This is a genomic window from Flavobacterium hydatis (assembly GCF_000737695.1).
Lineage (GTDB): Bacteria > Bacteroidota > Bacteroidia > Flavobacteriales > Flavobacteriaceae > Flavobacterium > Flavobacterium hydatis.
The window spans coordinates 395,090-409,553 of the sequence record NZ_JPRM01000006.1 but is presented as its reverse complement, the minus strand read 5'-3'; the positions used below and the strand labels follow the sequence as shown (position 1 = coordinate 409,553).

Sequence of the window (14,464 nt, the reverse complement as noted above, 5' to 3'; positions counted from 1 at the left end):
TATATAGTTTTTTTATTATTAATTTATAATTGAAAATAAAACTTGATTGTATTATTGTTTTGCGTGAAGGGTAGAGGCGATATCCTTTTGTGGGCGGAGCAAAACAAAAGATAAAGCCGAAAACCTGACCCGCCTTTTTCGGCGGGGCACGCCATAAAAAAAATCCGACTTGTTTGCACAAATCGGATTTTATATAGTTTTGAATTTTGTTTAAAACGCTATTTTATTTTTTTGATTATTTCAGATACAGATACTTCTAAACCTTTATAAAAATCTCCTTTTTTAAATTCTGGTAAGGCGTAGCTAGATATAATATCTTTGGTTTCGTCATAATTAAGTGTATTACGCACTTGGTCACTACCTTGTATCTGGATTTGTCTCAATTCTTTACTAAAAACAATTAAAACGGCTGTATTTAGTTTTAGGTTATTGGCTAAGTAAGTATTTAGATCTAATGAATATTCTGGAATATCAGAATAAGGTTTTATGGAAGGTGTTGTAACAAGAATAATTTTATGACCAGAGCTTGTCTCGCACGATTTTAAAGTATTTTTTAGAGCTGTAATTTGACTTGGAGATAATATTTTTTCGAAGTCATTTACATAATCATAAGTTTTCGAAAAAACATTCTGTGCTTCTGGGGGTGAACTAACTGCATTTTTTGTTTGGGCAAAAAAACTGTTTAATGAAAATAGGGTAATTGTAATAATAAAGAATGTCTTTTTCATATTAGTACTGAAGGTTAGATTTGGTGGTGCGAAAATAACACTTTATTATCATAAATCATCCTCTCATTTTATACTAAAAGGTTAATATTTTAGTGGTTTTGTGTGAATGTTGTGAATTAATAAAATCGGAATAAAAACTTCTACTTTTTGATGTGTAAATAACAAAAAAATCCGACTTACTTTAGTAAATCGGATTTCTGAATATTTTAGAAGTATGATTAATAATTCTTTGTAAAATAACTAGCTTATTTAGCTTCTACTTGTTTTAGAATATAATTTTTAGCTAGAGGACCTGTAATCTCTTTATTATCGATATCAAGCTGTGTCAATGTTCTCTCTCCAACTATGTAAGATATGGTTCTGCTTTTATCATCGCTAATAGTTGTAATTATGCTTCCGTCTTTACCCCAAGTAAAAGTCCCTGTTTCGGTAAATTTATTATCTTTTGTTTTACCCAGATAGGTTTCTTTTAGGGTAAAAGTCTTGTCTTCGTTTATTGTGATTTCTTGTTCAATTCCTTCGCAATCGGCACATGGAAGAACTCCTTTGTAGGTTCCAGACCAATCTAAAGAATTTTGTGAATTATGGGCGTCATGTATTACTTCTGTATCTGGTGTAATGGTTTCTTGTTTCTCGGCATGTTTATCTTTACAGCTCGCCATTATTAGCCCTACCATTATCAGTGTTAGAATTTGCTTTTTCATTTAGTTGAGTTTTGTTAGATTAAGTAAATTTAAAGAGTATTTAATACACAACGTTAGTGTAGTTTTTTTATTACGCGTTATGATGTTTTTTTTAAGTTTTTATCACAAAAAAATCCGACTTGTTTTCACAAATCGGACTTTTAAAAATTGAAAATTATATATAATCTATAAAGACTTATTGTGCGTCTTTACAAATGTATTTTACAAGTGAATTACTTCGCCGTAAGCATCAGCAACAGCTTCCATAACAGCCTCGCTCATTGTTGGGTGAGGGTGAATAGATTTTAAGATTTCATGACCTGTAGTTTCTAGTTTACGTGCTACAACTGCCTCAGCAATCATATCTGTAACACCAGCACCAATCATGTGGCATCCTAACCATTCGCCATATTTAGCATCAAAAATTACTTTTACAAAACCGTCTGGAGTTCCAGCAGCTTTAGCTTTTCCTGAAGCTGAGAATGGGAATTTACCAATTTTTAATTCGTATCCTTTTTCTTTAGCTTGTTTTTCAGTTAAACCTACAGATGCAATTTCTGGAGTTGCATACGTACATCCAGGAACGTTTCCGTAATCAATTGGGTCTACGTGTAAACCAGCGATTTTTTCTACACAGTTAATTCCTTCTGCCGAAGCTACGTGAGCCAAAGCTTGTCCAGGAGTAACGTCTCCAATAGCATAATATCCAGGAATATTAGTTGCATTGTAAGCGTTTACTAAGATTTTATCTCTGTCTACAGCAATACCAACTTCTTCCAGACCAATGTTCTCGATGTTAGTTTTGATACCAACAGCCGAAAGAACGATGTCTGCCTCAAGAACTTCTTCACCTTTTGCCGTTTTAACAAATGCTTTTACTCCAGCACCAGTTGTATCAATGCGCTCTACAGAAGAGTTAGTCATGATTTTAATTCCAGCTTTCTTTAAAGAACGCTCAAATTGTTTAGAGATATCTTCGTCTTCTACAGGAACTACGTTTGGCATAAATTCTACAATAGTAACCTCAGTTCCCATTGAGTTATAAAAATGTGCAAACTCAACTCCAATAGCTCCAGAACCTACAATAATCATAGATTTTGGTTGCGTAGGTAATGTCATTGCCTGACGGTAACCTATTACTTTTACTCCATCTTGAGGTAAGTTAGGTAACTCACGAGAGCGAGCACCAGTAGCGATGATAATATGGTCAGCGCTATATTCTGTAACTTTATTATCTTTATCTGTAACGTCAAGTTTTTTTCCTGGTTTAAGTTTACCAAAACCATCTATAACGTCAATTTTATTTTTCTTCATCAAGAATTGAACACCTTTGCTCATTCCTTCAGCAACACCACGGCTACGTTGTACAACCGCAGGGAAATCTTTATCGAATTCAGAAACAGTCAATCCGTAATCGGAAGCGTGTTTTAGATAATCAAAAACCTGAGCCGATTTAAGCAATGCTTTGGTAGGAATACAACCCCAGTTTAAGCATACACCACCTAGGTTTTCTTTTTCAACTACGGCTACTTTAAAGCCTAATTGTGATGCTCTAATGGCAGTAACATATCCGCCTGGACCACTTCCTAAAACAATAACGTCGTATTTCATTTTTTAAGTATTTATTTTATTTTTAAAATTGAAAGCTGTATAAAACGCATTTCATTTTGTGTTTTTCAACTAATGAATAGAGATTGCGAATTTAAGGATTTATTTTAAAAAAAGGTTTAATTTTTATTTCAAGGTCAATTTGTATTGGCTATTTCACAGAGATTAAAATAAAAGTGATTTAATTTGCTAAAATTTAGCTAATAATCGGCTCTTTTTTGTGAAAATAGCAGTAATTAAAATAGTGTTCCGCATTAATTTGCAATCACAAATTGTGAGTCGTATAAGTTTTTGTAAAAACCTTCGGCACGATTTATCAATTCCTGATGTGTTCCTTGTTCTACAATAAGTCCTTTGTCCATAACCACAATTTTATCGGCATTAACAATCGTTGCCAATCTGTGCGCAATTACAATCGAAGTTCTGCCTTTGGTAATCGTTTCGGTAGCACGCTGAATTAGTTCTTCTGAGTACGTATCTATAGACGAAGTTGCTTCATCTAATATCAAGATACTCGGATTACTTACATACGAACGCAAGAATGCGATTAATTGGCGCTGTCCCGAAGAAAGCATTACACCACGTTCTTTAACATCAAAGTCATAATTATCAGGCAAACTCATAATAAAATCATGAACTCCAATTACTTTAGCTGCTTCTAGAACCTGCGCTTTTGTTATCTCAGGATTATTAAGGGTGATATTATTGTAAATTGTATCGGCAAACAAAAATACATCTTGTAAAACCACCGCAATTTGCTTGCGAAGTGAAGCCAGAGTGTAGTTCTCTATATTATGACCATCAATACAAATTGTTCCGCTATTAATTTCGTAAAAACGATTCAGTAAGTTTATTATAGTCGATTTTCCAGCACCAGTAGAACCTACAATAGCAATGGTTTGTCCAGCTTCTACGGATAAATCAATTCCTTTAATAACTTCTTCCTCTGGAATATATCCAAAACGAACATCCTTAAATTCTATACTTCCGTTAAAAATAGGCGCTTCGATAGTTCCCGTATCCTGAATATGATCTTGGGTATCGATAATATCAAAAACACGATTGGCAGCAATCATCCCTAATTGCATCTCGTTAAATTTATCAGCAATCTGGCGCAGCGGATTAAACAACATCCCGATAAACATCGTGTAAGAGAATAAATCTCCAAATGTGGTAAAGTTATCTCCATTCAGGATTTTAAAACCTCCAAAAACAACAATACAACCCAAAGTAAGCGACGAAATAATATCGGCAATCGGGAAGAAAATCGAGTTATATAAAATGGTTTTTATCCACGCTTTTTTGTGTTTACCGTTTATTTCCTTGAAGCTTTCGTACTCGGCATTTTCTCGGTTAAAAAGCTGAACAATTTTCATACCCGTAACACGCTCCTGTACAAAAGAGTTCATATTGGCAATCTGAGTTCTAACTTCTTCAAAAGCAACCTGCATTTTGCGCTGAAAAATACGAGTGATAAAAACTAAAATAGGCATGGCAACAACCACAATCCAAGTCAGTTTCCAGTTCATATAAAACATAAAAATCAGTACAACAAGCATTTTCATCAAGTCGCTAATAATCATGAATAAACCTTGGCTAAAGATTCTTGCAATCGACTCAATATCCGAAACCGAACGAGTAACCAATTGTCCCACAGGAACAAGGTCGAAATATTTCATTCTGAAACTCAAGATATGTTTAAACAACTTTGTGCGAATATCTTTTACAATATCCTGACCCAGCCAGTTTGCCCAATAGACAAAATAAAACTGAGAGAAAACCTCCAGCAAAAGCACAATTCCCATTAAGGTTACATAAAAAAGTAAACCTAATTGGTCATGCGTTTTAATATATCCATCCACCGTTTGCTTAAGCAAATAGGGGCGAAGAGCGGCAAAAATAGAGAGCGAAATGGCAAAAATAATTACACCATTATAACGCCATTTGTAAGGTTTAGTATAAGTAAGAATTCGTTTGAAGAGGCCAGTATCAAATGCTTTTGCTTTCATTTTATTTAGGAGCTATTTCCTGCTTTTCATTGCAATCTTTATTGTTTTTAAAGAAAAAACAATAAAGGATTTACATTTCAATCAGGGCTATTAGGTAATATAATCGTACACAACCTTAGTTAAGTACAATCCGTGAGCCGGAACCGAAAAACCAGCTTTGTCTCGGTTTTTGCTGGCAATGATATTTTCAAAATCATCCAACGTAATTTTGTGCAAACCAATATTTATTAAAGTACCAACAATGGAGCGAACCATATTTCGTAAAAAACGATTGGCCGAAATGGTAAAAATCAGCTTATTATCTTCCGTTTTCCAATACGCCTCAAAAATACTACAATCAAATGTATTTACATCAGTGTTCACCTTCGAAAAGCATTGAAAATTGGTGTGATTTAACAAAATTTTAGCAGCTTCGTTCATCAATGCAACATCCAGGTATTGATGAAAATACCAACTTAATTCCTGAAGAAAAGGATCTTTTACTGTATTAATATGATATTCATAAGTACGTTTCGTAGCATCAAAACGACAATGAGCCTCATCCTGAACCAAGATAATATCATAAATAGCAATATCTTTAGGTAAGTACGAGTTAAGTTTGTGAATCAAGTTCGGAACAGCAATAGGGGAGTCATAATCAAAATGTGCAAACATTTCTTTGGCATGTACACCAGTATCTGTACGTCCGGCTCCCATTAAATTAATAGGAGTATTTAATAAAACCGAAAGTGCTTTGTTAAGGGTTTCTTGAACCGATGATGCATTAGGCTGGTATTGCCAACCGTGATAATGCGTTCCGTTGTATGCAAATTGTATAAAATATCTCAAGGTAAATAAAGGTACAAAGGTTTTGAGGTGTAAAGGTACAAAGGTTTTTTCTTTTTAGGTTCAAAGAAACAAAGAGGCAAAGGTTCTAAGGTTTTTTACATAGCGTTATTCTGTAGAGACGCACCGCAATGCGTCTAACACAAAAGGATAACTTTTTTTTGTTTACACGATGTTGTGTAATTATTTTTAGCGGTTATTCTGTAGAGACGCACCGCAGTGCGTCTAACACAAAAGGATAACGTTTTTTTGTTTACATGATGTGTAATCGATTTTTTCGGTTAATTCTGTAGAGATGCATCGTAGTGTGTCTAATGCCACATAAATCTATAACGACAATCGTTGTGTTAGACGCACTGCGGTGCGTCTCTACGTAAAAAAAACTTAGAATCTTAGTATCTCAGAACCTTAGTAGCTTTAAGAAAACCTTTGTACCTTTGTGCCTCTCAACCTTTGAACCTTCTTGAAAAATTGAAAAAAATTCTCCTACTTTCCGATACGCACAGTCATATTGATGATACAATCTTAAAATACGTTTCACAAGCCGATGAAGTTTGGCATGCGGGCGATATTGGCGATTTATTGGTTACAGATGCAATAAAAAATCTAAAACCATTGCGTTGTGTGCACGGAAACATCGATGACGCGAAGGCGCGATTAGAATTTCCGTTAAATAATCGTTTTATGTGCGAAGATGTTTCGGTTTGGATTACGCATATTGGAGGTTATCCCGGAAAGTATAGCCCAGCGATTAAAGCTGAAATGGCATCAAATCCTCCTAAATTATTTATCTGTGGGCATTCGCATATTCTAAAAGTAATGTTCGACAAAAAGAATAATTTGCTACACATGAATCCTGGTGCGGCTGGTAAAAGTGGTTTTCATCAGGTACGCACAATGTTACGATTTGTAATTGATGGGGATAAAATAAAAGATTTGGAAATTATAGAAATCGAGAAACGTAACTAGTTTATATTTAGGTTTACTATCGGAACTTCTACTCTAATCGAGGTTCCGATATCAATTTTGGATACAACAGTTATTTCTCCTTTTAAATTCTTTATTCTAGCTCTGATTTGGTTTAAGCCAAAACCTTCATCGATATGAAATTTATTTGTTTTATATCCTTTACCATTATCGGTAACATTAACAATTAAGTTGCCATTATCTTCAGTTAAAGAAACACTTGCAAGAGAGGCTTCACTATGTTTTATGATGTTGTTTAAGAGTTCCGAAATGATAAAATAGATTCTCATTTCAAATTTTTCATTATATCGTGTTTTTGATGGGATAGTACATGAATACTCAAAAAGTATAGTCGAGTTAGAGTTCTTTTCGCATAAATCTTCAAGCGCATAAAATAAACCAAATCGAACTAACAGAGTTGGTAAAAGTTCATGAGATAAGTCACGTACTTTATCATGAGCTTCCTGCAGAATAAATTTTGTTTTAAGAATCTCTTCAGATACAGGTTCGTTTTGTGTCGAAAAAACATTTAGATGCATTCCTGCAGAAGATAATAAAGCGCTAATATTATCGTGTAAGAATAAAGCAATTTTCTTGCGTTCACTTTCCTGGCCATCAATACTGGCATTAATTATGTTTTGTTGTATTTTACTCTGAATATCTTTTAGTCTGTTATTTTGTTTCAGTTTGGTATTTTGATAGAAAAAGTAAAATAAGATAAGGCTAACAATAAATAAAGAAACCATTATACTAACCACTTTTTTGTTACGGGATTGTTCCGATAATAAAGATTGTTGTTTGGATTTGTATTGCGATTCTATTTTATCAATGTCTCTTTTGTATTGATCAACTTCTAGATTAAGACCAGCCACATAAACTTTTCGTGTTTTTTCTTCATTGTTAAGTTCTTCGTTTAGAGAGGTATAAAGGGAAAGGTATTTAAAGGCCTCCGGAAACTTTCCTATTTTTGATAGAAACTTAGAATATTCCTGATAGGTAAAACATAAATCTGATTTTTCATTTCCTTCATGACCGATTTTTATGGCTTTTTGAAAAAAGGAATCAGCTTTTTGATTTTCATTAGTATGATTGTAATACATACCATTAAGCATATTTAATACTACCAAAGTAGATTCGTCTCCATGTTTTGGATGGAATTTATTAATATAACTTAAATAAGGGTAACCATCATTATAACCGCCAATGTCAAAATAAGCCCAGGCAATATTAAGTTTTGTAAAAACTATCTGAACAGAATCTTTTATTTTACTACTGTGAAAAAGAGATTTTTTGTAGAAAGAGATTCCTTTTTCGTACTCCTTTTTATCGAAGCAATAAATGTTACCTAGATTGTTATAAAGCCAATTTTTAAGATCACCATTGTTGGTTTTTTCGGCATATATTAAACCTTTATTGTAGTAAAATAAAGCTTTGTCTGGTTCTGTTAATTCGTCAAAGTTGGCAGCAATTGTATTGTATGATTTTGCTATAAGATATGGATCTTTGGCAGTAATTGCATAGTTTAAAGTTAATCGGGATAGTGTTAATGATCTCTCGTATTGTGCTTCACGCATTAGTTTTACCGCTTCGTCAGAAAGTTTGAGTATCTCTTTTTTAGAAATAGGTTTAGTTTGAGCGTAAAATTGATTACTCAAACAAAGTAGCAAGATAACAAGTAATAAAACAATTCGGTTTTTATGCATTTAATACAATGATTATTATATGTAAATTTTAAGATTATCTCCCAAATTTAATAATTAATTCATAGCGTTATTGATATCTAACAGACGTTCAAAAATGTTATGTATGAATTTGGGAATACAATAGTAAGTAATTTAATGCTTGATAATTTATATATAAATAAGTTTTTTATGAATAAATTACGACTGATACATTATCGGAACGTCTATCTTAATTGAGGTTCCCATATCAATTTTGGATATAACTTCGATTTCACCTTTCAAATTTTTTATTCTTGCTCTAATCTGATTTAGACCAAAACCTTCAGCTATATTAAATTCATTGGTATTATATCCCTTTCCGTTATCATTTACATTGATAATAAGATTCGAATTATTTTCTACTAGCGAAACATTGGCAATGGTAGCTTCACTATGTTTTATGATGTTATTTAAAAGTTCTGAAATTATAAAATAGATTCTCATTTCGAATTTTTCATGATAGCGTGTCTTAGGCGGAATGGTACAAGAATATTCGAAAAGCAGCGTCGAGTTTGAGTTTTTTTCGCATAAATCTTCTAGCGCATAAAACATACCAAAGCGAACTAACAATGTTGGTAAAAGTTCATGAGACAAATCACGTACTTTATCATGAGCTTCTTCGAGAATAAATTTTGTTTTAAGAATTTCTTCAGATACAGGTTCGTTTTGTGTCGAAAAAACATTTAAATGCATTCCTGCCGAAGATAATAAGGCACTAATATTATCATGCAAAAACAAAGCTATTTTTTTACGCTCACTTTCCTGACCGTCGATACTTGCATTAATGATGTTTTGTTGTATTTTACTTTGTACGTCTTTAAGCCTATTTTTCTGTTTAAGTTTAGTGTTTTGGTAGAAAAAATAAAACAAGATGATAATAACAAAGAACAGTGCAACAATAATGCTAAAAATCTTTTTGTTGCGAGATTGTTCTCGTATTAAAGATTGTTGCTTCGTTTTATATTGAGATTCTATTTTATCAACTTCTCTTTTATATTCATCTAATTCAAGATTAACACCTACAAGTTTAGTCTTTTTTAATTCTATAGATTCAGTAAGTTCTTTTTCAAGAGTATTAAGTCGGATTATGTTCTCGTAAGCCTTTTTGTAATCATGTTGTCTGAATAAGAAATCTGCGTATTTTTCATGCGTTTTTGCTAAATCAAATTTTTCATAACTTTCATTTCCTAGAGCAATCGCATTTCTAAAAAAAGCATCTGCTTTTACAGTATCATTTTTATAATCATAGTATATCGCATTTAACATATTAAGTGCAACCTCTGTCGATTCATCACCATACTGTTTAAATTCATTTATATAATTTAAATAATCTAAACCTTTGTTAAAATTCTTAATCTCAAAATAAGCCCAGGTAATATTAAGTTTTCTAAGGTATATTTTTGCATTATCAGGTAATTTTTGGCTGTATTCAAGTGATTTTTCATAATGATTGATTCCTTTCTGGTACTCTTTTTTGTAAAAAAAATAAGTGTTTCCCAGATTGTTATGGATTTTTGCTTTTAATGTAGTATCGTCAGTTTTGTCAATATAATATAAGGCTTTTTGGTAAAAGACTAAAGCCTTGTCGAGCATGATTAAATCATCAAAATTTAAGCCTATCGTGTTGTAGCTGTATGCGATAAGATAATTGTTGTTAATTTCGATTGCGTGTTTTAAGGCAAACCTTGATTGTTTTAATGATTTTTCATAATCGTTAGTCTTCCAGTTGGCAATGGCTTCTTTTAGTAACCTATCAATTTCATCTTTTTGAAGCGTCTTTTTTTGAGGATAACAGTTGGTGCTAAAACAAATTAGTACTATAAAAAGAAAGGAGAAAAATTGAGTTTTATGCATCTAATACAATTGTTATTTTTAGATAAGAATTCTTAAAATTTTGTTCCAAATTTAATAATTAAATCTCTTTCTGTTTGAAAAAAAAAAGTTATTATTGTGCAAGTAATGTTTCTAATTACCTTCGTTTTTACGGACGAAATAATTTGTAAGTAATTAGTTACTAAACAAATATGATGTAAGTGCCTTGAGGATAATTTTGATGTTTTTTAGGTGTAAACACGTCATTAGATAATTTTTAAAAGACTTTAGAATTCAGGAAATTACGATAGAATAATTAAAGGTTATTCTGTTTAAGTGAAGTTAAAAGCTAAGACGGAGACAAGTAAAAAGATGTAATTCATTAAACGATAATGACAGAATCCAAAGTGTCTTAAAATGATTTGGAAAATAACTAATTTAAATAAAATAACAAATGTCAAAACAATTTTTAGGAGAAGAAGAAATTTACAATTTAGCTGGAGAAGAACCAAATACTAGCCTTGGAGGTGAAGCGCCTGAAGATGATGAGCAACCAGAAGAAGAAAAAGAAGATAAAATTGTAGATATTGATAAAGGAGGGAAAGGAGATGGCTTCGCAGCTTCTTAAAATGAATCTATCACTAATTAACTTAAATAAAAAGGCGTAAATTAATTTAGTAAAGAATAAAAAAAGTGCTTCAGGAAACTGAAGCACTTTTTTATGTTTATGATTTTATCAGATTGTTTTTAATCGCATATTTCACTAGACCAATAGTATTCTTGGTCTTTAATTTTTTCATAATGTTCTTACGATGTGTTTCGACAGTATTAGTGCTGATAAAAAGTAATTCACTAATTTCTTTACCACTATATTCAAGAGAAATCAATGTAATAATCTCAAGTTCACGAGAACTCAAAATTGAATTTTCTTCTCGCGTTCGTTCATTGAGTTTAGGATTACCTCTTGTAAATGTGGTAAATATTTTTTCTCTTACTGAATCGCAAAAATATTCTTCACCTTTATTAACAGCTTCAATAGCTTCGATAATATTTTCTCCAGCACATTTTTTGGTCAGATAACCGCTGGCTCCAAGATTCATAACCTCTTTAATGATTTTTAAATCATCATAACTAGAAAGGATTATTACTTTGCAAGGAAAACCTTTTTCTGAGAATTCTTTAAGAACTTCGATACCATCTTTTTGAGGCATACTTATATCCAAAACTAAGATACTAGTATTGTTTGTAGATACATCGTCAAAAATATTCATTCCGTTCAAAGAAGAGCCTACAACCTCAAAGTCAGAAACGGTATGTAATAAATTAGTAAGCCCATCAATAAGTACCTGATGATCATCGGCTAGATGTACTCGTATTTTGTCTTTCATAAAAAATGGAAACTATTGGTTTCAAATTTAGTAAAAAATAAAGGACTATAAGTGTTAGTAAGTCTTAATTTTATTCATATTGATATAAATATCTTGGTATTTCCCACAAAAAAACCCGAATTATACAATTCGGGTTTTCTTCGCACAAAATAAATTAAGTTTATAGGTTTACCTCAATCTATCCACAGATTTTACAAGATCTTCATCCTTTTTGATGGCCTTATTAGCTAACACTAATAATACGATAGCAACTATAGGTAGAAACATCCCAATACCTTTCTCCGAAACAGCAGGTGTTTCTCCAGATACATTTAGTGAATGATATACAAACAATCCTAATAAAATTAAATTTAATATTATATTTAGTCTGCCCATGACAAACTGGTTTTGTCTTTTTTTGTATGAAATAATACTTATGATAGAAAGCATAGTACTTAAACCTAGCAAAATAACGTAAACTTGATTTTGCATGAAATAATAAGGCTTCGCATCTGCTGTTGTCCAAAGCGGAACGAAAAACATTAATATGCCAGTAACCGCAAATGTTAAAAGTAAATATATAGTTTGAATTCGTTGTATCATTTTCCTGGTAATTGTTTTACAAAAATATATTTTCTTTTTTACAAATACTATTGTATGATAAAATTTTATTCGTATTATTGCATCACAATACCGTAAGCACTTCATACTGCGGTTGATTCAAAAAAAAAATTACTACCTATTCTTTTACAGTATTTCCGAAAATTAATTAAATTCATAGAACATTCATGTTTGATATTTCTGCATTAAAAGAAATGAAGCTTTCTGAGCTTCAAGAAATAGCTAAGTTAGCTAAAACAATAAAATTTAACGGTGTAAAAAAGGACACATTAATAAGTCAGATTTTAGCACATCAAGAAGAAACTGCTCAGCCACCGGTAGCGCAAAAAGTGAATGAAGTTGTTGAAGATGATAAGCCTAAAAGGGCTAGAATTGTTCCAGTTAAAAAAGCAGCTATACAAAAGAATACAGTTCAAAAGAATTTAGTTTTTGAAGAAGAAAAAGAAAGTAAAACAACTGAAATTCTAGATACTCCAATTACACCAGAGGCACCAGAAGCACCAGTTGCAGAATCCAAAGAAACAGTTGAGCCTGTTAAAACATCAGAAAAAATTGTTCCTGAGAAAAAAGGATCAAAAATTATAAAATTCAATAAATCGGCCTACGAAAAAAAGGTTGCTTTACAAAAGGAAAAAGAAGCCGCTAAAGAGGTTGCTCCAGAAGCCGAAATTTCAAATGAAAATTCTGCTGAAACCCAAAATGAGACTTCTACAAATACAACATCAGAAAAAGGAGAAGCTCCAGTTCAGGTAAAAAAGACAAATCCGAACCAGAATAAGCAGAATACGAATCAAAATCCTAACCAGAACCCGAATCAGAATCCAAATCAAAACGGGAATAATGGTAATCAAAATCCAAACTTTAAGAATAAAAAGAATAATTTCAGAGACTCAGATTTCGAGTTTGACGGAATTATCGAAAGTGAAGGTGTTCTTGAAATGATGCCGGATGGTTACGGATTCTTACGTTCTTCAGATTATAATTATTTAGCCTCTCCAGATGATATTTATTTATCAACTTCGCAAATCAGATTGTTTGGTCTTAAAACAGGTGATACAGTAAAAGGAGTAGTGCGTCCTCCTAAAGAAGGAGAGAAATTTTTCCCATTAGTTCGAGTTTTAAAAATAAACGGACATGACCCACAAGTAGTTCGTGATCGTGTTTCATTCGAACATTTAACTCCAGTTTTTCCTTCAGAAAAATTTAAATTAGCCGAAAAGCAAAGTACTATTTCAACTCGTATAATCGATTTGTTCTCTCCAATAGGAAAAGGACAACGTGGTATGATTGTAGCGCAGCCTAAAACAGGTAAAACAATGTTACTTAAGGATATTGCAAATGCTATTGCTGCAAATCATCCAGAGGTATATTTAATTGTTCTTCTTATAGATGAGCGTCCTGAGGAGGTTACAGATATGCAACGTAGTGTACGTGGAGAAGTAATTGCTTCTACTTTTGACAGAGAACCACAAGAACACGTTAAAATTGCTAATATTGTATTAGAAAAAGCAAAACGTTTAGTTGAATGTGGTCATGATGTAGTAATCTTATTAGATTCGATTACACGTTTGGCAAGAGCTTACAATACGGTACAACCAGCTTCGGGTAAAGTATTAAGTGGAGGTGTTGATGCAAATGCATTACAAAAACCAAAAAGATTCTTTGGAGCTGCACGTAATGTAGAAAATGGAGGTTCATTGAGTATTATTGCTACAGCATTAACTGAAACTGGATCAAAAATGGACGAAGTTATTTTTGAAGAGTTTAAAGGTACAGGTAATATGGAGTTACAATTGGATCGTAAGATTGCTAACAAACGTATTTTCCCTGCAATCGATTTAACTTCTTCAAGTACGCGTCGTGATGATATGTTGCTAGATGAGAAAACATTACAGAGAATGTGGATCATGAGAAAATACCTTTCAGATATGAACCCTGTTGAAGCAATGGACTTTATCAATGATCGTTTCAAGAAAACAAAAAACAACGAAGAGTTTTTAATCTCTATGAATGATTAGAGGAAGGTTCAAAGGTTCTAAGTTACAAAGGTTCTAAGGTTTTTCTTTTGGAATCTATAAATATAAAAAAAGGGATGAGTTTTTAACTCATCCCTTTTTTATTTAC

Annotated in this window: 12 protein-coding genes; 3 read left to right on the top strand and 9 right to left on the bottom strand. The window is 32.2% G+C overall.

What is annotated here, in order from left to right; genetic code table 11:
* Positions 1 to 218: 218 nt before the first annotated feature.
* The 5 genes from IW20_RS06255 to truA all read right to left on the bottom strand — a co-directional run bounded on the left by IW20_RS06255 (position 219) and on the right by truA (position 5,856).
* Entirely contained in the window at positions 219 to 728 is a 510-nt protein-coding gene (locus IW20_RS06255) for a TPM domain-containing protein (protein WP_035619896.1), read from the bottom strand.
* Between the two features lie 245 nt (positions 729 to 973).
* The gene (locus IW20_RS06250; protein ID WP_035619895.1) at positions 974 to 1,432 is read right to left on the bottom strand and encodes a copper resistance protein NlpE; all 459 of its coding nucleotides are present in this window, start codon (positions 1,430 to 1,432) and stop codon (positions 974 to 976) included.
* A 201-nt stretch (positions 1,433 to 1,633) separates the two neighbouring features.
* The gene (gene lpdA, locus IW20_RS06245; protein WP_035619894.1) at positions 1,634 to 3,022 is read right to left on the bottom strand and encodes a dihydrolipoyl dehydrogenase; all 1,389 of its coding nucleotides are present in this window, start codon (positions 3,020 to 3,022) and stop codon (positions 1,634 to 1,636) included.
* A 251-nt stretch (positions 3,023 to 3,273) separates the two neighbouring features.
* Positions 3,274 to 5,028, bottom strand: a complete 1,755-nt coding sequence (locus IW20_RS06240; protein WP_035619893.1) for an ABC transporter ATP-binding protein — start codon at positions 5,026 to 5,028, stop codon at positions 3,274 to 3,276.
* A gap of 90 nt (positions 5,029 to 5,118) precedes the next feature.
* Complete coding sequence (truA, locus tag IW20_RS06235; RefSeq protein ID WP_035619892.1) at positions 5,119 to 5,856, bottom strand: tRNA pseudouridine(38-40) synthase TruA; 738 nt, start codon at positions 5,854 to 5,856, stop codon at positions 5,119 to 5,121.
* 468 nt (positions 5,857 to 6,324) lie between these two features.
* Here truA and IW20_RS06230 point away from each other — a divergent pair, with 468 nt between their 5' ends.
* Positions 6,325 to 6,822 (top strand): metallophosphoesterase family protein, encoded by a 498-nt coding sequence (locus tag IW20_RS06230; protein WP_035619962.1) that lies wholly within the window; start codon positions 6,325 to 6,327, stop codon positions 6,820 to 6,822.
* On the opposite strand, the gene IW20_RS06225 is transcribed toward IW20_RS06230, so the two are convergent.
* Both IW20_RS06225 and IW20_RS06220 read right to left on the bottom strand, forming a co-directional pair.
* Complete coding sequence (locus tag IW20_RS06225) at positions 6,819 to 8,522, bottom strand: tetratricopeptide repeat-containing sensor histidine kinase (RefSeq protein ID WP_035619891.1); 1,704 nt, start codon at positions 8,520 to 8,522, stop codon at positions 6,819 to 6,821. The genes IW20_RS06230 and IW20_RS06225 overlap by 4 nt on opposite strands.
* A gap of 177 nt (positions 8,523 to 8,699) precedes the next feature.
* Positions 8,700 to 10,394, bottom strand: coding sequence for a tetratricopeptide repeat-containing sensor histidine kinase (locus IW20_RS06220; RefSeq protein ID WP_035619890.1), 1,695 nt, complete (start codon positions 10,392 to 10,394; stop codon positions 8,700 to 8,702).
* A 412-nt stretch (positions 10,395 to 10,806) separates the two neighbouring features.
* On the opposite strand from IW20_RS06220, the gene IW20_RS26190 reads away from it, so the two are divergent.
* Positions 10,807 to 10,980 (top strand): hypothetical protein, encoded by a 174-nt coding sequence (locus tag IW20_RS26190; RefSeq protein WP_165571407.1) that lies wholly within the window; start codon positions 10,807 to 10,809, stop codon positions 10,978 to 10,980.
* 97 nt (positions 10,981 to 11,077) lie between these two features.
* On the opposite strand, the gene IW20_RS06215 is transcribed toward IW20_RS26190, so the two are convergent.
* Both IW20_RS06215 and IW20_RS06210 read right to left on the bottom strand, forming a co-directional pair.
* Complete coding sequence (locus IW20_RS06215; protein ID WP_035619889.1) at positions 11,078 to 11,740, bottom strand: response regulator; 663 nt, start codon at positions 11,738 to 11,740, stop codon at positions 11,078 to 11,080.
* Between the two features lie 168 nt (positions 11,741 to 11,908).
* The gene (locus IW20_RS06210; protein WP_035619886.1) at positions 11,909 to 12,322 is read right to left on the bottom strand and encodes a DUF4293 domain-containing protein; all 414 of its coding nucleotides are present in this window, start codon (positions 12,320 to 12,322) and stop codon (positions 11,909 to 11,911) included.
* Between the two features lie 185 nt (positions 12,323 to 12,507).
* Here IW20_RS06210 and rho point away from each other — a divergent pair, with 185 nt between their 5' ends.
* Positions 12,508 to 14,358, top strand: a complete 1,851-nt coding sequence (gene rho / locus IW20_RS06205) for a transcription termination factor Rho (protein WP_035619884.1) — start codon at positions 12,508 to 12,510, stop codon at positions 14,356 to 14,358.
* Positions 14,359 to 14,464: the final 106 nt, after the last annotated feature.